Annotated in this window: 24 protein-coding genes; 22 read left to right on the plus strand and 2 right to left on the minus strand. The window is 72.1% G+C overall.

Annotated elements, in window-relative coordinates:
- The first annotated feature begins 1 nt into the window (after position 1).
- The gene (ftsY, locus tag ACFQRF_RS08860; RefSeq protein ID WP_379870354.1) at positions 2 to 1,180 is read left to right on the plus strand and encodes a signal recognition particle-docking protein FtsY; all 1,179 of its coding nucleotides are present in this window, start codon (positions 2 to 4) and stop codon (positions 1,178 to 1,180) included.
- A 324-nt stretch (positions 1,181 to 1,504) separates the two neighbouring features.
- Positions 1,505 to 2,809: an ammonium transporter gene (locus ACFQRF_RS08865; RefSeq protein ID WP_379870356.1), complete on the plus strand. Its 1,305-nt coding sequence runs from the start codon at positions 1,505 to 1,507 to the stop codon at positions 2,807 to 2,809.
- A gap of 107 nt (positions 2,810 to 2,916) precedes the next feature.
- Here the strand turns inward: ACFQRF_RS08865 and ACFQRF_RS08870 are convergent, their stop codons facing one another.
- Complete coding sequence (locus ACFQRF_RS08870) at positions 2,917 to 3,567, minus strand: hypothetical protein (RefSeq protein ID WP_379870357.1); 651 nt, start codon at positions 3,565 to 3,567, stop codon at positions 2,917 to 2,919.
- 345 nt (positions 3,568 to 3,912) lie between these two features.
- On the opposite strand from ACFQRF_RS08870, the gene ACFQRF_RS08875 reads away from it, so the two are divergent.
- From ACFQRF_RS08875 to ACFQRF_RS08945, 15 genes are all read left to right on the plus strand, one after another.
- Positions 3,913 to 5,124, plus strand: coding sequence for a LolA-like protein (locus ACFQRF_RS08875; protein WP_379870359.1), 1,212 nt, complete (start codon positions 3,913 to 3,915; stop codon positions 5,122 to 5,124).
- A 141-nt stretch (positions 5,125 to 5,265) separates the two neighbouring features.
- Complete coding sequence (gene ffh, locus ACFQRF_RS08880) at positions 5,266 to 6,864, plus strand: signal recognition particle protein (RefSeq protein WP_379870360.1); 1,599 nt, start codon at positions 5,266 to 5,268, stop codon at positions 6,862 to 6,864.
- 293 nt (positions 6,865 to 7,157) lie between these two features.
- A complete protein-coding gene (gene rpsP, locus ACFQRF_RS08885; protein WP_379870362.1) occupies positions 7,158 to 7,604 on the plus strand; it encodes a 30S ribosomal protein S16 in 447 nt (148 codons plus the stop codon).
- Position 7,605: 1 nt separating this feature from the next.
- Entirely contained in the window at positions 7,606 to 7,848 is a 243-nt protein-coding gene (locus ACFQRF_RS08890) for an RNA-binding protein (RefSeq protein ID WP_179642096.1), read from the plus strand.
- A gap of 138 nt (positions 7,849 to 7,986) precedes the next feature.
- Positions 7,987 to 8,502, plus strand: a complete 516-nt coding sequence (rimM, locus tag ACFQRF_RS08895; RefSeq protein ID WP_379870364.1) for a ribosome maturation factor RimM — start codon at positions 7,987 to 7,989, stop codon at positions 8,500 to 8,502.
- A gap of 92 nt (positions 8,503 to 8,594) precedes the next feature.
- Entirely contained in the window at positions 8,595 to 9,383 is a 789-nt protein-coding gene (trmD, locus tag ACFQRF_RS08900) for a tRNA (guanosine(37)-N1)-methyltransferase TrmD (RefSeq protein WP_379870365.1), read from the plus strand.
- Positions 9,384 to 9,534: 151 nt separating this feature from the next.
- A complete protein-coding gene (rplS, locus tag ACFQRF_RS08905) occupies positions 9,535 to 9,894 on the plus strand; it encodes a 50S ribosomal protein L19 (RefSeq protein ID WP_379870367.1) in 360 nt (119 codons plus the stop codon).
- A gap of 73 nt (positions 9,895 to 9,967) precedes the next feature.
- The gene (gene lepB / locus ACFQRF_RS08910) at positions 9,968 to 11,056 is read left to right on the plus strand and encodes a signal peptidase I (protein WP_379870369.1); all 1,089 of its coding nucleotides are present in this window, start codon (positions 9,968 to 9,970) and stop codon (positions 11,054 to 11,056) included.
- A 150-nt stretch (positions 11,057 to 11,206) separates the two neighbouring features.
- Positions 11,207 to 11,539, plus strand: coding sequence for a DUF2469 domain-containing protein (locus ACFQRF_RS08915; protein WP_379870371.1), 333 nt, complete (start codon positions 11,207 to 11,209; stop codon positions 11,537 to 11,539).
- Between the two features lie 381 nt (positions 11,540 to 11,920).
- Positions 11,921 to 12,286 carry a hypothetical protein gene (locus ACFQRF_RS08920; RefSeq protein WP_379870372.1) on the plus strand — a complete coding sequence of 122 codons (366 nt, stop codon included), beginning with the start codon at positions 11,921 to 11,923 and terminating at the stop codon, positions 12,284 to 12,286.
- A gap of 178 nt (positions 12,287 to 12,464) precedes the next feature.
- Positions 12,465 to 12,836 (plus strand): YraN family protein, encoded by a 372-nt coding sequence (locus tag ACFQRF_RS08925; protein ID WP_379870374.1) that lies wholly within the window; start codon positions 12,465 to 12,467, stop codon positions 12,834 to 12,836.
- Positions 12,837 to 14,384: a YifB family Mg chelatase-like AAA ATPase gene (locus ACFQRF_RS08930; RefSeq protein ID WP_379870376.1), complete on the plus strand. Its 1,548-nt coding sequence runs from the start codon at positions 12,837 to 12,839 to the stop codon at positions 14,382 to 14,384.
- Positions 14,381 to 15,679 (plus strand): DNA-processing protein DprA, encoded by a 1,299-nt coding sequence (gene dprA, locus ACFQRF_RS08935; RefSeq protein WP_417498556.1) that lies wholly within the window; start codon positions 14,381 to 14,383, stop codon positions 15,677 to 15,679. Before ACFQRF_RS08930 ends, dprA begins: the two co-directional genes overlap by 4 nt.
- A 1,102-nt stretch (positions 15,680 to 16,781) precedes the next feature.
- Complete coding sequence (locus ACFQRF_RS08940; protein ID WP_379870377.1) at positions 16,782 to 17,138, plus strand: RidA family protein; 357 nt, start codon at positions 16,782 to 16,784, stop codon at positions 17,136 to 17,138.
- Between the two features lie 16 nt (positions 17,139 to 17,154).
- On the plus strand, positions 17,155 to 18,072 hold the full coding sequence (locus tag ACFQRF_RS08945) for a tyrosine recombinase XerC (RefSeq protein ID WP_379870379.1): 918 nt from the start codon (positions 17,155 to 17,157) through the stop codon (positions 18,070 to 18,072).
- On the opposite strand, the gene ACFQRF_RS08950 is transcribed toward ACFQRF_RS08945, so the two are convergent.
- Positions 18,045 to 18,608, minus strand: a complete 564-nt coding sequence (locus ACFQRF_RS08950) for a murein hydrolase activator EnvC family protein (protein ID WP_379870380.1) — start codon at positions 18,606 to 18,608, stop codon at positions 18,045 to 18,047. The genes ACFQRF_RS08945 and ACFQRF_RS08950 overlap by 28 nt on opposite strands.
- 621 nt (positions 18,609 to 19,229) lie before the next feature.
- On the opposite strand from ACFQRF_RS08950, the gene rpsB reads away from it, so the two are divergent.
- The 5 genes from rpsB to ACFQRF_RS08975 all read left to right on the plus strand — a co-directional run bounded on the left by rpsB (position 19,230) and on the right by ACFQRF_RS08975 (position 23,425).
- Positions 19,230 to 20,123 (plus strand): 30S ribosomal protein S2, encoded by an 894-nt coding sequence (gene rpsB / locus ACFQRF_RS08955; RefSeq protein ID WP_379870382.1) that lies wholly within the window; start codon positions 19,230 to 19,232, stop codon positions 20,121 to 20,123.
- 64 nt (positions 20,124 to 20,187) lie between these two features.
- Positions 20,188 to 21,024, plus strand: a complete 837-nt coding sequence (gene tsf, locus ACFQRF_RS08960) for a translation elongation factor Ts (protein WP_379870384.1) — start codon at positions 20,188 to 20,190, stop codon at positions 21,022 to 21,024.
- A 178-nt stretch (positions 21,025 to 21,202) separates the two neighbouring features.
- Complete coding sequence (gene pyrH / locus ACFQRF_RS08965; protein ID WP_379870442.1) at positions 21,203 to 21,928, plus strand: UMP kinase; 726 nt, start codon at positions 21,203 to 21,205, stop codon at positions 21,926 to 21,928.
- A 49-nt stretch (positions 21,929 to 21,977) separates the two neighbouring features.
- On the plus strand, positions 21,978 to 22,535 hold the full coding sequence (gene frr / locus ACFQRF_RS08970) for a ribosome recycling factor (protein WP_379870385.1): 558 nt from the start codon (positions 21,978 to 21,980) through the stop codon (positions 22,533 to 22,535).
- A gap of 5 nt (positions 22,536 to 22,540) precedes the next feature.
- The gene (locus ACFQRF_RS08975) at positions 22,541 to 23,425 is read left to right on the plus strand and encodes a phosphatidate cytidylyltransferase (protein ID WP_379870387.1); all 885 of its coding nucleotides are present in this window, start codon (positions 22,541 to 22,543) and stop codon (positions 23,423 to 23,425) included.
- Positions 23,426 to 23,509: the final 84 nt, after the last annotated feature.

A 23,509-nucleotide genomic window follows, 5' to 3' on the forward strand; every position in this document is an offset into this window, starting at 1 on the left:
TATGGACTACACGATCGTTGCCGTTGCCATCTTCGTCATCGCCCTGCTGGTAGTGGGCGGGGCGTTCCTGATCCGGCCGCGCCGGCCCCAGGAGCCGCGTCCGCCCCGGGCCGGGGAGCAGGGACGCGAAGACCAGGGGGCACCCAGCGCCACGGCGGTGGCCGAACGGGAGGAGGAGGCCGGGCCGGTCGCCGTCGAGGAGCCGCCCGCCCCGGTCGAACCGCCCCCGGTCGCCGTCCCGATCGAGACCCCGCCGCCGTCGGCCGGGCGCCTGGTCCGGCTGCGGGCCCGCCTCGCGCGGTCGCAGAACGTCTTCGGCCGCGGACTGCTGGACCTGCTGTCCAGCGACCGCCTGGACGAGGACGCCTGGGAGGAGATCGAGGACACCCTGATCACGGCGGACGTCGGCGTCACGTCGGCCGCCCAGATCGTGGAGGGGCTGCGCACCAAGGTGAAGGTGCTCGGCAGCCGCACCCCGGACGAGGTCCGTGGGCTGCTCCGCCAGGAGCTCATCGCCCAGATCAACCCCGAGCTGGACCGCACGGTGCTCACGGGGCCGCACGGGGACCGGCCGGCGGTCGTGATGGTGGTCGGCGTGAACGGAACCGGCAAGACCACGACCACGGGGAAGCTGGCGCGCGTCCTGGTCGGGGACGGCCGCAGTGTGGTGCTCGGCGCGGCCGACACGTTCCGCGCCGCCGCCGCCGACCAGCTGGAGACCTGGGGCGGCCGGGTGGGCGCGCCCGTGGTGCGCAAGGACGAGGGCGCCGACCCCGCCAGTGTCGCCTTCGACGCCGTCGCCCGGGGCATCGCCGACGGCGCCGACACCGTCATCATCGACACCGCCGGGCGGCTGCACACCAAGGTCGGGCTCATGGACGAGCTCGGCAAGGTCAAGCGGGTCGTGGAGAAGCAGTCCCAGGTCGACGAGGTGCTGCTGGTGCTCGACGCCACCACCGGGCAGAACGGCCTGCGTCAGGCGCGGGTGTTCGCCGAGGCGGTCAACGTGACGGGCATCGTGCTCACCAAGCTCGACGGCACCGCGAAGGGCGGCATCATCATCCAGGTGCAGCGTGAGCTCGGCGTTCCGGTCAAGCTGGTCGGTCTCGGTGAAGGGCCGGACGACCTCGCGCCCTTCGACCCGGAGGGCTTCGTGGACGCCATCCTCGGATCCGACTGAGCGGCCTTCGCCGCGCCGACGGCCCGCGCCCCGGGATGGGGCGCGGGCCGTCGGCGTGTGCGGGCGGATGCGGACCGCTTCAGTTCACATTTCGGTAACCGAGTCCGAAACCGGTCGGAATACCGGGTTGCGGTGTGACGACCCGTCACGCAGGCGTAACACGTGGGCCGATCTCTTTACGTCGGCGCAACAACCATGGCCCAGGTGAGTAACAGGGCGGGGTAACGCTGTCCCACGTGGCGTTTGCCGTGGAGCCCGAGGACGTGCCAGCGCAAACCACTCTTCTCTGGAGATGAATCCCCCATTCCGACAAATGGAGGCGACATGATCGACAGCGGCAACACCGCGTGGGTGCTGGTATGCGCCGCGCTGGTGATGCTCATGACGCCCGGCCTGGCGTTCTTCTACGGTGGCATGTCACGGGCCAAGAGCGTGCTGAACATGATGCTGATGAGCTTCGCGAGCATCGCGATCGTCAGCGTCCTGTGGGTGGCGGTGGGCTACTCACTGACGTTCGGCGACGGATACGGCCCCCTGGCCCCCTTCCTCGGTGACTTCTCCTCAGCCGGGCTGAGCGGCCTGATCGGCAGCGTCGACGACAACGGGCTGCCGGACCTCGCCTTCGCCGGTTTCCAGATGATGTTCGCGGTCATCACCGTCGCGCTGATCAGCGGTGCCATCGCCGACCGGGCGAAGTTCGGCGCGTGGCTGCTGTTCGTGCCGCTGTGGGCGCTTCTCGTCTACTTCCCCGTCGCGCACTGGGTGTGGTCCGGCACCGGCTGGATCCTCAACCTCGGCGTCATCGACTTCGCGGGCGGCACCGCGGTGCACATCAACGCCGGCGCCGCCGCCCTCGCGCTCACCCTGGTGCTCGGCCGGCGCAAGGGCTTCGGCTCGGAGTCCATGCGGCCGCACAACCTGCCGTTCGTGCTGCTGGGCGCCGCGCTGCTCTGGTTCGGCTGGTTCGGCTTCAACGCCGGGTCGGGGCTGGCCGCCGACGACACCGCCGCGCTCGCCCTCGTCAACACTCAGGTCGCCACCGCCGCCGCCACGGGAGCGTGGATGCTCGTCGAGCGCATCCGCTACGGCAAGGTGACGGCGCTCGGCTTCGCCTCCGGCGCCATCGCCGGCCTGGTCGCCATCACCCCGGCCGCCGCCTCCCTCACCCCCATCGGGGCCATCATCCTCGGCCTGGTCGCGGGTGCGGTCTGCGCCTACGCGATCAGCTGGAAGTTCAAGTTCCGCTACGACGACGCGCTCGACGTCGTGGGCATCCACATGGTCGGCGGCATCATCGGCTCCCTGGCCATCGGCCTGCTGGCCAACGCCGCCACCTTCACCGAGACCGACGGCCTGCTGTACGGCGGCAGCGTCATGGTGCTGGTCAACCAGGCCATCGGCGTCGTCGTGGTGATGATCTACTCGTTCGTCGTCTCGTGGATCATCGCCAAGGTCATCGACCTCATCATGGGCTTCCGGATCCCCGAGCACGTGGAGACCAACGGGCTCGACCACGAGCTCCACTCGGAGACGGCCTACGCCTTCGACGAGCTGGATCAGATGGAAGGAGAGCTCTCCTCGCCGACGCCTCCGGGCGAGGAGGCGCCCTCACAGCAGGTGCGCGCCTAGCGGGCTCAGCGTAGAGAACCGCGGTACGCACCACGAGATGCCGTGGGGTGAGCCGGGCCGGTGGGGGATGCGCCTCACCGGCCCGGCTGCGTCATGCGCGCCCCGTCTCAGGCCGGCCGCACGCGCAGTGCGCTGGGCCGGTCCGTGGTCAGGACCACCTCGCCGTGGAACCGCCCGGTGTCGAAGCCGAGCCCGTCCGGCGTCTCCCACGTCCGTGCCCGCACGCGGCGCAGCACCGATTCCACGTCCGCGCGGGACAGCAGGGCGAAGTCCGGGCCGGACTCGTGGTCCAGCGCGCCGGGCATCGGCAGCGGGCCGCCGGGGACCTCCACGGCCAGCTCCACCACGACCCCGCCGGACAGCCGCAACCGCACCGGCCCGGGGTCGGCCGGGATCTCCTGGGCGGCGTTCAGCGGCGGCGCGTCCGGTCCCCACGGGCCCACCGCGTCACGGGCCTCACCCGCGTAGCCGCCGACCCGCAGCACGCTGAGACGTCCCTCGCCCACGAGATCGCGCAGTGCCCGCCACGCCCGCTGGTACGGCGGCGCGCCCGTGGCCGAACGCACCGGGTCCAGTGCCGCGGCGGTCAGCCCGAACTCGGCCAGGTAGCGGAGGACGTCGGCGAAGCACGGTGCGCGGCGGTCGTCCCCCTCGCGCCACATCGCGTCGCACTCCTGGCACACCCAGACCCGGTCGCCGTTCGGAACGACCCGGAACTCCGTCACTCCCAGCCGCTCACACTCCACACAGCGTTCCACGTGACTCCGCCTTCCGGTCCGCCGTGCCCTCCCCGCCCACACCGCACCGCCCGGACCTGCGGGCTTACGGGGCCGGGCGGGTGGCCCCTTCAGTGCGCCGGCGCCCACCCTACGACGGCGGAAGCCCATGCCGTCGGCGCGTCGGCTGACCGGGCAATACGCGGCCATTGGGTAGTCTTGGCGGGCAACGGAGGAACCGCACGGTTCGCGGTGGGGTATGGTCCCAGGTCGTCACGTGTCCGGAGCGTGGGCCTGCCTCCGTAATCGTCCGGAGCCGGCTCCCGGCCCGGCGCGTCCAATGATCCCGACCAGACATCCCTTCCCCGTTGGCAGGGGCCAGGAGGCATGATGGCGCCGGCATACCTCAGTACCCGTCGAACGCGCAGAACGCTCGCGTTCGCGGCGGCGGCCACCGCGTTCGCCCTCGGAACGGCCGGGTGCACGATCGACCTGCGCGACTGGCGCCCGGGCGCCGATCCCGAGCCTTCGGCGTCGCCGACCCCGATCGACGCCGCCCCGATCCTGTCGGCCGCGCTGGACACGCTCGCCGAGGCGCCAGCGGTGCAGGTCGAGGGCCAGTTGGCCGACGCCAACGGCCAGCCGCGGCCGACGACGCTCACCGTCACCGACTCCGGTGCCACGTCCGGGACGATGCAGGTGGACGACTCCGAGGTCCGGGTGATCGCCATCGGCGACCACCTGTTCGTTTCCGCCGACGACTCCTACTGGCTCGCCCAGTCGGTGTACAACCCCGACACCGACGCCTACGCCGACACCTGGGTGCGCGTCACCCCGCGGCTGCTCGGGGTCGACCCCGGCGCGGTGCTCGCTCCGGCCGACCTCGCCGAGATCCTGCGCGGCATCGCCCCCGAGAGCGGCGAGGCCGAGGCGATCGAGGAGGACCTTGACGGCACTCCGGCCTACCGGATCAATCTGAACGGCGGCAAGATCTGGGTCTCGGTCGAGGAGCCCTACCGCCTGCTGCGGATGCAGATCGAGTCGCTCGCCCCCGCCGAGGACGCCGAGGTGACCACCCGGGCCGCGCTGAACCTCGCCGTTCCCTCGGCCGACGACATCGAGGGCGTGTACGAGAGCCTGGCCACCACCGTCGAGGACGACCTCCAGGGCTCTCGCGACTCGCGGATCGCGGTGCAGTGGGACGGCGACCTCGACATGAGCTGCCAGACCGGCGGCGCCTGCACGGTCACCGGCACGGTACGGGACGCGTCGACCGACGCCTCGGGCTCGACGCGGGTGCGCATGGACGCCACCTTCAGCAACGACGAGCTGGGCGAGCGGGAGTGCGACGACATCGCCACACTGGAAGCCGGCGGCACCGTCGAACTCTCCTGCTCGGTGGACTACGAGCTGGCCCCGAGCACCAATCCGCAAAGTTACGAGATCTCCGGCGAGGGGCTGCTGTCCACCCGCGCCATGACCGGCGACGGGCTGGAGAGCCTGGGGCAGACCGTCCGCGAGCAGCGCGAGGCCACCCTGGAGCGGGCCGAGGGCGGCGCGTCCGCCAGCCCGGCGGCCGACTCCGGCGCGGGCGACTGACACCGGCCCGGCGGCTCGGCCCCGCCGAACCGCCGGGCCTGCGTTCCGGCCGGTGGGCCGGGGATCCTTGCTGGGCGCGCGCCGGAAGTCCCGGCGGGTAACCTAGGAAGCCAATCCCGAGACGAAGGACGGGACATCCACGTGTTCGAGACGCTTTCCGACCGGCTGACATCGGTCTTCTCCTCGCTGCGCGGCAAGGGGCGGCTGTCCGAGGAGGACATCGCCACCACCGCGCGGGAGATCCGCCTCGCGCTGCTGGAGGCCGATGTCGCGCTGCCCGTCGTCCGCGAGTTCATCGCGCAGGTCAAGGAACGCGCTCGCGGTGAAGAGGTCTCCAAGGCGCTGAACCCGGCCCAGCAGGTCATCAAGATCGTCAACGAGGAGCTCATCGAGATCCTCGGCGGTCAGACCCGGGAGATCCGGTTCGCGAAGAACCCGCCGACCGTCATCATGCTCGCGGGTCTGCAGGGTGCGGGTAAGACGACCCTCGCCGGCAAGCTCGCCAAGTGGCTGGCGGACCAGCGCAACACCCCGCTGCTGGTCGCCGCCGACCTCCAGCGTCCCAACGCCGTCACCCAGCTCCAGGTCGTGGGGGAGCGGGCGAACGTGCCGGTCTTCGCCCCGGAGCCCGGCAACGGCGTCGGCGACCCCGTGGAGGTGGCGCGGCAGTCGGTCGAGCACGCGCGGCGCGCCAACCACAACGTCGTCATCATCGACACCGCCGGCCGTCTCGGTGTCGACGCCGAGATGATGCGGCAGGCCGCCGACATCCGCGACGCAGTCCGGCCGGACGAGATCCTGTTCGTCGTCGACGCCATGATCGGTCAGGACGCGGTCAACACCGCGCAGGCGTTCCTCGACGGTGTCGGATACGACGCGGTGGCCCTCACCAAGCTCGACGGCGACGCCCGGGGCGGCGCCGCGCTGTCGATCCGGCACATCACCGGCCGCCCGATCATGTTCGCCTCCACGGGCGAGAAGCTGGCCGACTTCGACCTGTTCCACCCCGACCGGATGGCCTCGCGCATCCTCGACATGGGTGACGTGCTCACCCTGATCGAGCAGGCGCAGCGCACGTTCGAGGAGTCCGAAGTCGAGAAGATGGCCAGCACGCTGGCCTCCGACGCCGACTTCACCCTCGATGACTTCCTGCAGCAGATGACGATGGTGCGCCGGCTCGGGCCCATCGGCAACCTGCTGGGCATGATGCCCGGCATGGGGCAGATGCGGGACCAGGTCAACAACGTCGATGAGAAGGACCTGGACCGCCTCGCCGCGATCATCCAGTCGATGACCCCGGCCGAGCGGGCCAACCCCAAGATCATCAACGGTTCGCGCCGACTGCGGATCGCCAACGGCTCCGGCACCCAGGTCAGTGACGTCAACGGCCTGGTGACCCGCTTCTTCGAGGCGCAGAAGATGCTGCGCCAGATGAAGAACGGCGGCATCCCCGGGATGCCGGGGATGCCGGGCATGGGCGGCGGCCGGAACAAGAAGGCGGCCAAGGCGCAGGCCAAGAAGAACAAGAAGGGCCGGCAGCGCAGCGGCAACCCCATGAAGGCCCGCGAGCAGGAGGCGGCCCGGGAGGCCGAGCGTCAGCGCCGGCGCGAGGAGGGCACCGGGGAGCAGCCGGCCCCGCAGCTCCCTCCGGGCTTCGGCGGCGGCGCCCCGAAGCTGCCGCCCGGCTTCGGCGGGGGCTCCGTTCCGGACCTGTCGGGGTTCAAGATCCCGAAGAAGTGACCGCGCTCAAGTGAGCCGGATCACGGCCGCGCGGCACGCTCCGCCCGGGTGCGGACGTGCCGCGGCGGCGCCCGGGCGGTTCTGGGCGCCCTGTGGAGCGGCCGACATGCCGGTCGACCGCGGGTCGCGCCGGGAACGCCGAATCATCTGGCACAATTGAGTGTCGACTAACGGCGTGCCGGGTCTGCCCTCTACTCACCCGCTCGCCCACGTCCCCGCTCTGGCGGTGCGCCACAACCCCACGTGGTGCGGTGCCGGGCGACCCACGCCGCAATCAGGAGAAGACCACACCAGTGGCTGTCAAGATCAAGCTCAAGCGTATGGGGAAGATCCGTACGCCGCAGTACCGCATTGTCGTCGCCGACGCCCGCACCAAGCGCGATGGCAAGGCCATCGAGGAGATCGGCAAGTACCACCCGAAGGAAGAGCCGAGCCTCATCGAGGTGAACTCCGAGCGGGCGCAGTACTGGCTGTCCGTGGGGGCGCAGCCCACCGGTCCGGTGCAGCACATCCTCAAGCTCACCGGCGACTGGCAGAAGTTCAAGGGCCTGCCGGCTCCCAAGCCGCTCAAGGTGGCGGAGCCGAAGGACAAGGCGGCCAAGGAGGCCGAGTTCCAGGCCGTCCTGAAGGAACTCGTGCTGCCGGGCGGCAACGAGGGCAAGGGCAAGTCCAAGAAGGCTGACAAGGCCGCGGAGAAGCCGGCCGAGGCCACGGCGGAGAAGTCCGAGGGCGAGGGCTGACGTGCTCGAAGAGGCGCTGGAGCACCTGGTCAAGGGGATCGTGGAGAACCCCGATGACGTCCATGTGCGGGCCCGCAGGCTCCGCAAGGGCAAGGTGCTCGAAGTCCGGGTCCATCCCGACGACCTCGGGAAGGTGATCGGCCGCAACGGCCGCACCGCCAAGGCGCTGCGGACCGTCGTCGGTTCGCTGGCCGGCGGGCGGTACGTCCGGGTCGATCTGCTGGACCTGCACGAAGTGCGCTGACGTTCGCGACGGGGCGCCGGCCGGGACGGCCGGCGCCCCGTCCGTATGCGCCCGTGGGCGCCGCGGCCGAGCGGCGCGGGGGGCATGGTGCGGAGGAACGGGTACCCGTGAGACGTGCCCGAGTGGTATGAGGAGAACATGCGTCTCGTAGTCGGCCGGATCGGCCGCGCGCACGGCATCCGCGGCGATGTCGCCGTCGACGTGCGCACCGACGATCCACAGGACCGGTTCGTCCCGGGTGCGCGGCTGTTCACCGACCCGCCGGAGCGCGGCCCGCTCACGGTGCGCTCGGTCCGCGTCCACGCCGGCCGGCTGCTGGTCCGATTCGAGGCGGTACCGGACCGCACCGCCGCCGAGGAACTGCGTGGCACCGTCCTCCTGGTGGACTCCGCCGACATCGCGCCGTCGCCGGATCCCGACGAGTTCCACGACCACGAGCTCATCGGGCTGCGCGCCGTCACCGCCGACGGCGCCGAGGTGGGCGAGGTGACCGACGTCCTGCACCACGGCCAGGACCTGCTGGCGGTCCGGCGCACCGGCGGCGGAGAGGTGCTGGTGCCGTTCGTCCGGGAGCTCGTTCCCGAGGTGGACACGGCCGCCGGCCGGCTGGTCATCGACGCGCCGCCCGGGCTGCTGGACCTCTCCGCGAGCTAGCCCGCCGTCCTGCTCCCCTGTGGGGCGGACACAACGCCGTCCCGACGGCCCCGACCGGGCGGGGCCCGATCCGCCCGCCCTGGAGAAGTGCCATGCGCATCGACATCATCACGATCTTTCCCGACTACTTCACGCCGCTCGAACTGTCGTTGATCGGCAAGGCGCGCAAGTCGGGGATCCTGGACATCCGGCTGCACGACCTGCGGTCCTGGACCCACGACCGGCACCACACGGTCGACGACACGCCCTACGGCGGCGGGCCCGGCATGGTGATGAAGCCCCAGCCGTGGGGTGAGGCCCTCGACGCCGTGGTCGGCGCCGCACCCGACCCGGTGCCCCGGCTCATCCTGCCCACGCCCAGCGGGGTGCCGTTCACTCAGCGGCACGCGGCCCGGCTCGCCGGCGAGCCGTGGCTGGTGTTCGCCTGCGGGCGCTACGAGGGGATCGACTCCCGGGTCGCGGTGGACGCGGCGCGGCGCATGCCGGTCGAGGAACTCAGCATCGGCGACTACGTGCTGGCCGGCGGTGAGTCGGCCACCCTCGTCATGGTGGAGACCGTCTCCCGGCTGCTGCCGGGCGTCCTCGGCAACACCGAGTCGGCCGAGCAGGACTCGTTCGCGCCGGGCGTCATGGACGATCTCGTCGAGGGGCCGGTCTACACGAAGCCGGCGGAGTGGCGTGGCCAGGAGGTGCCGCCGGTGCTGCTGTCCGGCCACCACGGGGCGGTCGACCGCTGGCGCCGGGACGAGGCGCTGCGCAGGACGGCCCGCAACCGGCCGGAACTGCTGCGCCGGATGGCCCCGGACCGCCTCGACCGGCGCGACCGTGAGGTGCTGGAGGAGGTCCGGTTACAGGTCGGCTCGGATTCTGTGGCAGACTAAGTCGAGTTGCCTCTGCCGTCAGCCGTCGTTGGCGTGCCGCCACCGGGACGAGCCACCGCCAGAGGCGACCGTACTTTCGACCCCAGCAGATCCGCCCGCGCGAACCGCAATGTCCGTCGCCGCGGCGCGCAATCGATGAGGAACCGCTGAGATGCACACCGCTATCCAGGAGCTTGAGAAGGCCCAGCTGCGCTCCGACGTGCCCGACTTCCGCCCCGGCGACACGCTGAACGTCCACGTGCGGGTCACGGAGGGTAACCGGTCCCGGATCCAGGTCTTCAAGGGTGTCGTCATTCGGCGGCAGGGCCCCGGCAGCCGCGAGACCTTCACCGTCCGCAAGATCAGCTACGGCGTGGGCGTGGAGCGCACCTTCCCGGTGCACACCCCGGTGATCGAGAAGATCGAGGTCGTCTCCCGCGGCCGGGTCCGCCGCGCCAAGCTGTACTACCTGCGGAACCTGCGCGGCAAGGCCGCCCGCATCCGCGAGCGCCGCGAGCCGGCCGGTCGCTGAATCCGCGACTCGTACTCGCGACGGAGCGCCTTTACCGGCGACAGACGTCCCGCTCGGCTAGGCTTCATTGCCGATGAGCAAGGACGAACTGGATCCCCGCGAGGCCGAGATCCACGACACCGACGGTGAGCCCGATCGAGCCGGATCGAGCGGGCCGCCTGACGATGCTGGCTCCCCCGTGCCCGAGCAGGGGGGAGCCAGTGGCGTCTCGGGACGTTCCGGGCCGGAGGTGACGGCCGGTGACGACCAGCCCGGCCCCCCGCGCCTCGAAGGAGGCGGGCATGCCGAGCCGAGAGAAGAACCTGCAGGCACAGGGGAGAGCGCGGGCGAGACCATGAGCGCGAAGAACGAATCCAAGGGTGAGGAGAAGGCGGGGTCGTTCTGGAAGGAACTCCCCATCCTGATCGTGATCGCCCTGGTGCTGGCGTTCGTCATCAAGACCTGGGTGGTCCAGGCGTTCTACATCCCATCGCAGTCCATGGAGGACACCCTCCTCATCGGCGACCGGGTCCTCGTCAACAAGGTGGTGTACCAGGTCCGCGACATCGAGCGCGGTGACGTCGTCGTGTTCAACGGCAGCGGGTCCTGGGACGAGGAGAACACCGTCGTGGTGGAGCAGCCCGCCAACCCGGTCTCGCGCCTGTTCACCTGGGTGGGGCAGCAGTTCGGCGTGGCGCCCACCGGCAAGGACTACATCAAGCGGGTCATCGGCCTGCCCGGCGACACGGTCGAGTGCTGCGACGAGCAGGACCGGGTGCTGGTGAACGGCGAACCGCTGGACGAGCCCTACCTGTACCCCGGCAGCCTGGAGACGCACCAGGAGTTCGGCCCGGTGACGGTGCCCGAGGGGCGCCTGTGGGTGATGGGCGACCACCGGGCGGTCTCCTACGACTCCCGGATGCACCAGGGGGACCCCGGCGCGGGGTCCATCGCCGAGGACTCGGTGGTGGGACGGGCGTTCGTGATCGTGTGGCCGCTGAACCGCATGACGACGCTGCCCGTCCCGGAGACGTTCGACCGGCTGAACGCCGAGACGGCGGGCGCCGCCGCGGGTGCGGTGCCGCTCGCGCTCGGCGCGGTCGCCGCCGTCCCGGTCCACCTCGCCGGACGGCGGCTGTGGCGCCGTCCGCGTCCGGCCGGGCGGGAGACCTCGGAGTCGTAGCCTCGCCGTGTGTTGTTGACAGATGGCCCATGATGGGGAGTGTGTGGGGAAGCTCCCGGCTTCCCGCCGTGACGGTGCCGTCCGGTATCCGGCCGGGTGTGCCGCCGGGCCTCTGAAAGCCGGGGGTGCACGACGAAAGCGAGCGGCGGAATGAGTTCTGAGGACCTGGAGAAGTACGAAGCCGAGATGGAGCTGCAGCTCTATCGCGAGTATCGCGACGTCGTCGGGTTGTTCAGCTACGTGGTGGAGACCGAGCGCCGGTTCTACCTGACCAACCACGTCGACCTGCAGCCCCGCTCGACGGAGAACGGGGAGATGTACTTCGAGGTCACGATGCAGGACGCGTGGGTGTGGGATATGTATCGCCCTGCCCGGTTCGTGAAGAACGTTCGCGTCGTGACGTTCAAGGACGTCAACGTCGAGGAGATCACCAAGTCGGATCTGGAGGTTCCCTCGACCGGCCGCCCGGACAGCGAGGACTGACCGGCGAGCGCGAGCCGCCGAGAGCCCGGAGCCGTCGACACCTACCGCCGAAGGTCGCATCGCGGTGTAGTGAGCCGTCGAGTGTCCGGAGGCGCCGATGCCTTTGGCCGTAGGCCCGTTGGCGTTGGCGGTGGAGGGGAGCGAGACGGCGAACGCGACCTGAAACACGAACGGTGAGCCGGGACCCGGGTCCCGGCTCACCGTTCGTGTTTCAGGGCAGGACCGCCACGAACCCGGGTCCCGGCCGTTCCGGCCCTTACCGTCTCCGATCGCTCCGTGTGCCGCACCGCACGGCGGGTAGGCGCAGTACGAGGGACCCCGCCGCGGTCCCCGCCGTGGCGGTGGAACAGCGCCTCTCCGGGAAGATCGGAGGAGACCGTCATGGGAGAGAACCACCCGGACCCGCGCCCCGAGGGGCGCGAGCACCCGGAACCCGGCCCTCGCGTCCCCACTCGCCGGGCCGCCCCGCGCCATGAAGAACTCGGCACGTTGGGCGCCGCCGCCGAACTGCCGCCGCCACCCCCGGTGCTCCGTGAGCACCTCGCTCATCTTCCGGCCCGCATCGGCGCCACGATGCCCGCCGCCGACGCCCCGGTGGACGCGCCCGCTGTTCAGGCCGCCACCGCGTCCCAGGACCCGGACCTGGGCTGGTGGCCGCGCCGGATGGCCAACGCCGTCCCGTCCCACCCGGACGGCGAGGTCGACACCCGCCGTGATCAGCCGGCCCTGGGAACCGACACGCCGTAGCCGGGGTCGCCGTGGCAACAGCGGCCCCGGAGACGTGGAACAACGGCTCTCCGGTTCCGGACCGGCCTGACCAGCGCAGTTCCGCCGGACCGACCGCGGGGCGGTTGTCCACAGCCCGGCGGAACGCGTGGCGCCGGCCGGACCGCTTCCCGCACCGTGGAAGGCGGAGGTGGTCCGGATGGTTCATCGGGTTCCACGGCATACCGAGTTGCTGGGGCGGCGGGGTGAGGACATCGCCGCCGCGTATCTGGAACGGGCCGGGATGCGGGTACTGGCACGCAACTGGCGGTGCCCGGCGGGAGAGATCGACATCGTGGCGCGGCACGGCGGCACGCTGGTGGCGGCCGAGGTCAAGACCCGGTCCAGCACCAGGTTCGGCAGCCCGCTGGAGGCCGTCACGGCGGCCAAACGCGCCCGGCTGCGCCGGCTCGTCCGCGCCTGGGCCGCCGGGCGGCCCGAATCCTACGCCCGGCTGCGGGTCGACGTCCTGTCGGTGCTGCGCGCCCCCGGCGGCCGATGGTACGTGCGGCACCATCGAGGGGTGGCGTAGATGGGGCTGGCCCGCACCCGCTCGGTCGCGCTCCTCGGGGTCGAGGGGCACGACGTCGAGATCGAGGCCCATCTGGGCGACGGCCCCGCCGGGCTCACCCTGGTCGGCCTGCCCGACACCGCGCTGCGTGAGGCGCGCGACCGTATCCGTGCCGCCATCCTCAACAGCGGCGAGCACTGGCCCGAGGAGCACATCACCGTGAGCCTGTCGCCGGCCAGCCTGCCGAAACGGGGCAGCGGATTCGATCTCGGCATCGCCGCCGCCGTACTCGGCGCCAGCGGGGCGCTCCCGGTCGAGGCGGTGTACGACTCCGTCCTGCTGGCCGAACTCGGCCTGGACGGACGCACCCGTCCGGTGCGAGGCGTGCTCCCCGCGGTGCTGGCAGCGGTGCGCACCGGCCGCTCCCGGTTCGTGGTCGCACGCTCCAACGCCGCCGAGGCCCGTCTGGTGCCCGACATCGAGGTGCTCCCCGTGGGATCGCTCGGCGAGTTCCTCGCGCGGCTGCGCGGGGACCCCGAGCCCGGCCTCGACGATGCCGACACCCCTGAGGACGCCGACGAACTCGCGGTACCCGCCGACGACTCCGGCGGCGCCCGCCGCCCCGATCTCGCCGACGTCCTGGGCCAGCCGGTCGCCCGGCGGGCGGTCGAGATCGCGGCGGCCGGCGGGCACAACCTCTTCCTGCTCGGTCCGCCGGGCACCGGCAAGAGCCTGCTCGCGGAGCGGCTGCCCACGGTGCTCCCGCCGCTCACCATGTCCGAGTCCATCGAGGCCACCGCCATCCATTCGGTCGCCGGCACACTGCCCCGCGGCAAGCCGCTCGTCACCGAGCCGCCGTTCTGCGATCCGCACCATACGGCCACCCGCGCCGCCGTCATCGGCGGCGGTAGCAGCCAGTTGCGGCCGGGGTCGGTCTCCCTCGCCCATCGCGGAGTGCTCTTCCTCGACGAGGCCCCGGAGTTCGCACGGGGCGTGCTCGACTCCCTCCGGCAGCCACTGGAGTCCGGCGAGGTGGTGGTGGCCCGTGCCGCCGCGACGGTGCGCTTCCCGGCCCGGTTCCTGCTGGTCATGGCGGCCAACCCCTGCCCGTGCGGCAAGCCCGGTCGGGGCTGTGTGTGCCCGTCCGTGGCGCGCCGCAGGTACCTGACCCGGCTCTCCGGCCCACTGCTCGACCGGGTCGACCTCAAGGTGGAGCTGCAACCGGTCTCCCGCGCCGAACTGCTGGCGGACCGATCGTTCGCCGAGTCGTCCGAGACCGTCGCCGCGCGGGTCCGCGAGGCCCGGCGGCGGGCGGCCCGGCGGCTCGCCGGAACGCCGTGGGGCAGCAACGCCGAGATCCCCGGGGCGGAGCTCCGGCGGCGATTCCCCGTTCCGGGCGAGGCCCTGCGGCTCCTCGCCTCGGCCCTGGACCGTGGCGAGATCAGCGCCCGAGGCGTCGACCGGGTGCTCCGAACCTCATGGACCATCGCCGATCTCGCCGGCCGGTCCATGCCGACCCCCGAGGACACGGGGTACGCGTTCGCGCTGTGGGCGGGAGCCGCGCCGTGACCGCCGGCGACACCGCGGCACCCCTGGAGCCCGCGGAGCCTCCGGTGGAGCCACCGCCCGCGGCGCCCCCGGGCCCTGATGACGCTCTGGCCCGGGCGGGCCTGACCGCGGTCGCCGACCCCGGCGACCCCGTTCTGGGGCGGCTGCTCGACCGGTTCGGCGCCGCCCGGGTGTGGGCGGCGCTGCGTACGGACCGGGCGCTGCCCACAGATACGTCCGATGACGGCGTGCGGCGCCGGCTGCACCGGTGGCGGGATCGGGCCCGCCACGTCGACCCCGACGCCCTGCTGGCCGGCGGCGACCCCCTCCATGCCAGGCTCGTGGTCCCCGGCGACCCCGAGTGGCCCGGCCAGCTCGACGCGCTGGGCGAGCGCCGCCCCTACGCGCTGTGGGTGCGCGGCGCACACGACCTGCGCAACGCCTGCCTGCGCTCCGTCGCGCTCGTGGGCGCACGTGCCGCCTCCTCCTATGGGGTGCACGTCGCCGGCGAACTCGGCTGCGCACTCGCCGAACGCTCGTGGGTCACCGTCTCGGGCGGCGCCTACGGCATCGACGGCGCGGCCCACCGCGGCGCGCTGACCGGCGGTGCCGCCACCGTCGTCGTGCTCGCCTGCGGGCTCGACATCGGTTACCCGCGCGGCCACGAGAGCCTGTTCGCCGACGTCGCGGCACGTGGCACCCTGGTCACCGAGCACCCACCTGGGGTCGCGCCGACCCGCCACGGGTTCCTCGTCCGCAACCGGCTGATCGCCGCCCTCACCCCCGGCACGGTCGTCGTGGAGGCCGGGACGCGCAGCGGGGCCATCAACACCGCCGCCCACGCCCGCGACCTGTGCCGGGTGCTGATGGCGGTCCCCGGCCCGGTCACCTCGGCCCTGTCGGCGGGCTGTCACCGGCTGCTCCGCGACTGGCAGGCCGTGTGCGTCACCGATGCCGCCGACGTCATCGAACAGGTCGGCCGCATCGGCGACGACCTCCGCCCCCCGTCCGGCCCGGTGGTGCCGCCCGACCAACTCGACCCCACCGACGCCCGAATCCTGGCCGCGGTCCCCGAACGCCCGGGGGCCTCCGGCCCCGCGGCCATCGCGTCCGCCGCCGGAGTCGACCTCGACAGCGCCCTGCGCCATCTCGGGCTCCTCGCCGCCGCCGGTTTCGTCGAGCGCGCCCCCGGCGGCTGGCGGGTCAGAGCGGCGCCCACGGCCGTTCCGCGCGGCCGTTCCCGGACGCACCACCGTTCCGGCCGCCCGCGCCGCTCGCCCGGTGGTGAGGGGCCGGTGACCATGCCCGGCGCTTGATCGCCGAGGGACCGGGAACCCCGTGCGGCAACCGCCAGGGCACGGCGCATTCACATGCTCGGGGGAACGGTAGCGTCGCCGAGGCGGAGTGGCTGCGGCCGTGTGCGTCCGGCCCGTCGTGGGTTCCGTCAAGCGGTCCTCGGCGGCTCACGCGCGGTGCGGCTCGTCCGGTCACTCGAACGCGAGCGGTGGTCCGGGGATGGTCGGCGTCCGCACGCGGGCGGTGGGCGGTGGCGTAGTCGGTCGGCACGTATGCGTGGCAGCGGGCTCGCACCTGCCGGGCCCTCGCCGCTTGCGTCCGGCATGCTGCCGCGGTCGGTGGCGATGCGCCCGCCCGCGCGGTCGCTCGCGGGCGCACCGCAGTGCCGACGAACCGGCGCGCTCGCCCGGTGGGAGTAGCCGACGCCGCCTGCCCCTGCGCGGTCGAGGGGCCAGCAAGTCTCGGGCGCCAGCCGCCAGCGGTGACGGCGCATCCGCGCGCTCGGTGTGGACGGCAGCGTCTTGAGGCGAGGGGAGGACCACAGGCCCCTCGGGCCGGTGGGGTGCGGGATCCGTCACGCAGGTCCGGGGGGGGCCGAGGCGCCGTTCGGCTCTTCCGGTCGCGCGAACGCAGCCGGGTGTGGCCGGGATCCGGTCGGTGTGCGGTAGGCAGGCACCGCGATGCCTGCTGGCTTGCGCGGTCGATCCGGGGGCATGGCCGTTCGGGGGCTGGTCGCTCTCGCGGTGGCGATGTGCGGTGCGGACCCTAATGGGGCGGTCGACACCGGCGCCGGGCGCGTGCAACCGGGGTGGGCGGTGTCGGGCGCACGTGGGCGGGAGGCCAGGGCGGTCGTGGCCCGCGTCTGGGACGCGGATCCGGACGGCTGCGCCGGGCCGCAGGGGAAGTCACCTGCCCGAGGCCGTCATATCGGTCGCCCGATGCGACCGATGCCCCGGCGGCAGCAGGAGGGTCCGGGTCTCGCGGACCGCCGGGCAAGGGGACACTCGGTCCGTCGCCTTCGCCTTCGGCCGGTGCGGCGGTAGGCTCAGCCGACCGGACGACGGCCGGGAGGAGCGCGGTTCGCCGGCCTCGACCCCGGCGGCGGGCAGGTGAGGAGAGTCGATGAGCGAGCGCTACAGCCCGAGTCTCGTGGCGCACGGCCCGCTGATCTTCGTCTCCGGGCAGGTCCCCGAGGCGCCGGACGGGAGTGTGGCCGAAGGCGACGCCGCCGAGCAGGCGCGGCAGGTGTTCCGTAACATCGCGGCCGCCCTCGCCCCGCACGGGGCGGATCTGCGGCACGTGGTCAAGCTGACCTACTATCTGCGGCACATCGCGGACCTCGACGATGTTCGGGCGGTACTCGCGGAGTCTCTGGTGCACCGGCCGCGTCCGGCGAGCACGCTGGTCGAGGTGTCCGGGCTCGTCGACCCCCGGTATCTGCTGGAGATCGACGCCGTGGCCACCCTGCCGCAGGACTGAGCAGCCCGGGGACCCCATGAGCCCATCGCCCACCGACCCCGATGCCGAGGCGGCGCTCGCCGACTTCGCGCGGCATCTCTCCGCCGAACTCGGGCGCTCGCCGCACACGGTGCGCGCCTACCTCGGCGATCTGCGCGGCCTTCTCTCGCACCTCGCCGCAACCGGTGTCCGGCTCGGCGAACTCGACGTCGCCGTGCTGCGCGGATGGCTGGCACGGCTGCACGCGGACGGGGCCGGCCGGGCCACGCTCGCGCGCCGGGTCACCGCGGCGCGGGTCTTCACCGGGTACCTGCACCGCACCGGGCGCCTGGCGCGGGACCCCGGGCCGCTGCTGGCCGCACCCCGGGCGCAGCGCCCGCTGCCCGCCGTGCTGGACGAGCGGCAGGCCGGCGCGGTGCTGGACCGGGCGGCGGCCGACGACGACGCCTCCCCGGCCGCGATCCGGCAGCGTGCGGTGGTGGAACTGCTGTACGCCACCGGTATCCGCGTCGCGGAACTGTGCGGTCTGGACGTGGACGACATCGACCGCGAGCGCCGCACGCTGCGAGTGCGCGGCAAAGGGGACCGGGAGCGCGTGGTTCCGGTGGCCGCACCGGCCCTCGCGGCGGTCGAGCGCTGGCTTCGCGACGGTCGCCCGGCCTGGGCCACGCCGGCCAGTGGCCCGGCGCTGTTCCTCGGCGCGCGGGGCGGCCGGCTCGGCACCCGGACCGCACGCAGGGACGTGCGGGCCCGCACCGCGGCTGCGGAGGGCGGCGCCGTCTCGCCGCACGCGCTGCGGCACAGCGCCGCCACCCACCTGCTCAACGGGGGCGCCGACCTGCGCAGCGTGCAGGAGATCCTCGGCCACGCCTCGCTCTCCAGCACGCAGATCTACACCCACGTCTCGATCGACCGCCTGACCGCCGCCTACGACCAGGCGCACCCGCGGGCCTGAACGACGGTGTCCGGGCCGCATCCCGGCCCGGTGGCGACCGGCAGCAGGCGGACCTCACCGCGGCCGAGGAGTGCCAGCGGGTCGAGGTACTCGCGCCCCCGCAACAGCCCCCAGTGCAGGCAGGACCGTGGGGCGCAGTGCGCGGTGGAACCGGGCGGGCCGGCCAGCGTGCCCAAGACGTCGCCGACGCCCACCCGGTCGCCGCGGCGGACGGCCGGCTGCACCGGCAGATAGGTGGTGCGCAGGGCACCGTGCGCCACGGTGATCACCGGCGTTCCGGCGACCGACCCGGCGAACGCGACGCGTCCGGCCCCGGCGGCGCGCACCTCCGCGCCCGGAGGTGCGGCGAGGTCGACGCCGCGGTGCCCGGCCAGCCAGGGCCGTGGGGGCGGCGCGAACGCCCGGACCACCTGCGGTGGCGCCTCCCCGGCGAGCGGCCAGCCCCACGCCTCGGTGCGGGCGAGCGCGGCGGCGGGATGGGCGCAGGGGAGCAGGAGCGACAGGACCAGCACGACGAGGCGGAGCACGGTTCGCATACCCCTCAGCGTGCGCAGGGCGGGCGGCACCGCGCCAGCGCGATTCCTGGCCCTGTGGACGACGGAGCGGTGAGCCGACGAGCGAGCGGAGCCGGCGCCGCTTGTGGCCGGAGGCTTTTCGCGCGGTGCCGGTGGAGTGGAGTGAGGAGGTGAACGTGACCGGGGGCGGGGAGCGGTGAGCCGACGAGTGAGCGGAGGCGGCGCCGCCTGTGGCCGGAGGCTTTTCGCGCGGTGCCGGTGGAGTGGAGCGAGGAGGTGAACGTGACCGGGGGCGCGGAGCGGTGAGCCGACGAGTGAGCGGAGGCGGCGCCGCCTGTGGCCGGAGGCTCTTCGCGCGGTGCCGGTGGAGTGGAGCGAGGAGGTGAACGTGACCCGGAGACGCCGCGCCAGCGGGGCCGCTTGACATCCGCGGGGCCGCGGAGCTAGGCGTGCCGACACCCGAACGCCGGTTAGAATCATCAGGTGGCTGGATCCAGCCACTCAATTCGCGCGTCCTCGTGCTTCCCGTAGGGAAGGGCCGCTCTCACGGTCCACCCGTCTCCGGACGGGCTGGCGGATCGGCCAGGACGTCAGGAACAACCGAGGCGGAGCCTGCTCCGCCGAATCAAGGAGGACCCGGTCATGGCCACTGTCGTGACGATCCGTCAGCTGCTCGAAAGCGGCGTCCACTTCGGGCACCAGACCCGCCGGTGGAACCCGAAGATGAAGCGGTTCATCTTCACCGAGCGCAACGGCATCTACATTATCGACCTGCAGAAGTCGCTCGCCTACATCGACCGCGCCTACGAGTTCGTCAAGGAGACGGTGGCCCACGGCGGCACCATTCTCTTCGTCGGTACCAAGAAGCAGGCGCAGGAGGCCATCGACGAGCAGGCCCGTCGCGTCGGGATGCCGTTCGTCAACCAGCGTTGGCTCGGCGGCATGCTCACCAACTTCTCCACCGTCCACAAGCGGCTGCAGCGCCTCAAGGAGCTGGAGGAGATCGACTTCGACGACGTGGCCGCCTCGGGCCTCACGAAGAAGGAGCTGCTCGGCCTGCGCCGTGAGAAGGACAAGCTGGAGCGCACCCTCGGCGGTATCCGCGACATGTCCCGCGTCCCCAGCGCGGTGTGGATCGTGGACACCAAGAAGGAGCACATCGCGATCAGCGAGGCCCGCAAGCTCAACATCCCGGTCGTCGCCATCCTCGACACCAACTGCGACCCCGACGAGGTCGACTACCCGATCCCGGGTAACGACGACGCCATCCGCAGTGTCAGCCTGCTGACCCGGGTCGTGGCCGACGCCGTGGCCGACGGTCTGCTCGCGCGTTCCGGTGCCAGCGCCGGTGAGGAGAAGGCCGCCGAGGAGCCGCTGGCCGAGTGGGAGCGGGAGCTGCTGGAGGGCGGCAAGAGCGAGGCGGAGGCCCCGGCCGAGACCGCTGAGGCCACTGAGACCGCCGAGACGCCCGCCGCGGAGACGGCGGAGCCCTCCGAGGCCCCTGCTGAGGCCCCCGAGGCTCCGAAGGAAGCCTGAACCCGGGCATCCGCGCGTTCCGCGTTGACCCCTTTCCCACGGAAACGGATAGAGATACAGAGCAATGGCGAACTACACCGCCGCTGACGTCAAGAAGCTGCGTGAGCTCACCGGCGCCGGCATGATGGCGTGCAAGAAGGCGCTGGAGGAGTCCGAGGGCGACTTCGAGAAGGCCGTCGAGTTCCTGCGCGTCAAGGGCGCCAAGGACGTCGGCAAGCGCGCCGAGCGCACCGCCGCCAACGGCCTGGTCGCCCTGAAGAGCGACGGCGACACCTCCGCGGTGCTCGTCGAACTCAACTGCGAGACCGACTTCGTCGCGAAGAACGAGAAGTTCCAGCAGCTCGCCGCCGACCTCGCGGCCTTCGTCGCGGGCAACGACTTCGCCGACGTCGCCGCGCTCCTCAGCGCCGAGTACGCCGACGGCAAGACCGTGCAGACGGTGATCGAGGAGAACAGCGCCGTCATCGGCGAGAAGCTGGAGCTGCGCCGCTTCGCCAAGGTCGAGGGCGCCTACGTCGCCAGCTACATGCACAAGTCCGACCCCGACCTGCCGCCGACCCTCGGCGTGCTGGTCGAGCTCGACAAGGCCGAGCCGGAGGTCGCCAAGGATCTCGCGCAGCAGATCGCCGCGCTCGCGCCGAAGTACGTCAGCCGGGACGACGTCCCCGCCGACATCGTCGAGAACGAGCGCCGCATCGCCGAGGCGACCGCCCGCGAGGAGGGCAAGCCGGAGCAGGCGCTGCCCAAGATCGTCGAGGGCCGCGTCAACGGCTTCTTCAAGGACGCGACGCTGCTCGGGCAGCCGTTCGTGAAGGACAACAAGAAGACCATCCAGAAGGTGGTCGACGAGGCCGGCGTCACCGTGCGCCGCTTCGTCCGGTTCAAGGTCGGCCAGTCCTAACCTTTGACATGATGGAGGTGCCGGGGAGTTTTCCCCGGCACCTCTGGTGGATAAGGCGCGGCCCTCAGCTCTCTCGGGTCCGGGTCGCGCATGGCAGTACCACTCGGGGAACCAGAAGGAGGCCGCCGCCGTGCCGGAGACCGATGTACACAGCTCCGTCCCCGTCGACGGGCCAGCCATGCACGATTCGGGCTGGCGACGTGTCGTACTGAAGCTTTCGGGGGAGGCGTTCGCCGGCGACGAGCAGCTGGGCATCGCGCCGGACGTGGTGCGCTACGTCGCCGACGCCATCGCCGCGGCGGTCGCCGAAGGCATCCAGGTGGCGGTCGTCATCGGCGGCGGGAACATGTTCCGCGGCGCCCAGCTCTCCGAAGGCGGCATGGAGCGTGGCCGCGCCGACTACATGGGCATGCTCGCCACGGTGATCAACTGCCTCGCGCTGCAGGACTTCCTGGAACGTCTCGGGGTCGACACCCGCGTCCAGACGGCCATCCACATGAGCCAGGTCGCCGAGGCCTACATCCCGCGCCGGGCCATCCGCCACCTGGAGAAGGGCCGCGTGGTGATCTTCGGCGCCGGGCTCGGCGCGCCGTTCTTCTCCACCGACACCGCGGCCGCGCAGCGGGCGCTGGAGATCGGGGCGCAGGCCGTGCTCAAGGGCACCCAGGTGGACGGCGTGTACGACTCCGACCCGCAGCGCAACCCCAACGCGGTGCGGTTCGACCGCCTCGACTACAACGAAGTGCTCACCCGCGGTCTCAAGGTCATGGACGCCACCGCGGTGAGCCTGTGCATGGACAATGGTCTGCCGATCGTCGTCTTCGACCTCATGGGGCAGGGCAACATCGTCCGCGCCGTCCGGGGGGAGAAGATCGGCACGATCGTGTGTCCGGCGGACAGCTGACCCGCGCCAGACATCCAACCGACGCAACCAGCGACCCACGGGAGCCGACATGATCGAAGAGACCCTTCTCGAAGCCGAGGAGAAGATGGAGAAGGCCGTCGTGGTCGCCAAGGAGGACTTCGCCGCGGTCCGCACCGGCCGTCCGGGGCCGGCGACGTTCAACCGCATCACGGCGGAGTACTACGGTGCGCCGACTCCGATCAACCAGCTCGCCTCGTTCCAGGTTCCCGAGCCCCGCATGGTGGTCATCTCGCCGTTCGACAAGAGCGCCGCGCAGGCCATCGAGCGGGCCATCCGCGACAGCGACCTCGGCGTCAACCCCGCCAACGACGGCAACCTCATCAGGGTGGTCTTCCCGGAGCTGTCCGAGGAGCGCCGCCGCGAGTACGTCAAGGTGGTCCGGACCAAGGCCGAGGACGGCAAGGTCTCGATCCGCAACGTCCGCCGGCACGCCAAGGACGCGCTGGACAAAGCGGTCAAGGGCGGCGAGATCGGTGAGGACGAGGGCAGGCGCGCCCAGGACGAGCTCGACGAGCTGACGCACAAGTACGTCGCGGAGATCGACGAGCTGCTGAAGCACAAGGAAGCGGAACTGCTCGAAGTCTAGGTCCAGTGTCACTCTCCAACGAGTCCGCCTCCGGTGACGGGTCCGGGGGACCCACCGGGCAGCCTGGTAAGAAGATCCGCACCGGCCGGAACCTGCCGGTGGCCGTGGTCAGCGGTGTCGCTCTCGGGGCGCTCGTCCTGCTGGCGATCTACCCGTTCCCGGCGGCCTTCGTCGCCATCACTTCCGCGGCCGTCCTGCTCGGCCTCCGGGAGCTGAACCGGGCGTTCGGCTCCCGGGGCGTCCGGCTGCCCCTGGTTCCGCTCGCCGTCGCGGGCGTGGTCATGCAGGCGTGCGCCTACTTCGGCGGCCCGCTGTGGTTCGTGGGCTCCCTCGCGGTCACCGTCATCGCGGTGCTCTCGTGGCGGCTGCGCGACGGCGCCGACGGCTACGTGCGCGACGCGACCGGCGCGGTGTTCGCCGTGGTCTACCTGCCGTTCCTGCTCGGCACCTGGCTGCTCCTGCTGGCCGCGCCCGGCGACGGCCAGGAGCGGCTGATCGCGTTCATCGTCGTCACCATCAGCAGCGACATCGGCGGCTACTTCGCCGGAATCCTCGCCGGCCGGCACAAGATGGCGCCGAACATCAGCCCGAACAAGACCTGGGAGGGCTTCGCCGGGTCGGTGCTCGCCTGCATGCTCGCCGGGGCGCTCACCGTCCGCTTCATGCTCGACGGCCCGGTCTGGGTGGGCCTGCTGCTCGGCGTGGCGGTGGTGTTCGCCGCCACGGTCGGTGACCTCATCGAGTCGCTGATCAAACGCGACCTCGGCATCAAGGACATGGGCAGCTTCATGCCCGGACACGGCGGGATCCTCGACCGGGTCGACTCGCTGCTGGTGGCCGGACCCGTGGCCTGGGTGGTGCTCAGCCTGCTGCTGTCGGCGGCGGGCTGACACCGGCGCCGGACCTTCCGGTCGCGTTCGCCGTCTCGCTTTCCTTCGCCGCCGACGCGGGTGGGGCCTTCGGCCGTCGGCGTC

It is taken from the genome of Marinactinospora rubrisoli (assembly GCF_042664915.1).
Lineage (GTDB): Bacteria > Actinomycetota > Actinomycetes > Streptosporangiales > Streptosporangiaceae > Marinitenerispora > Marinitenerispora rubrisoli.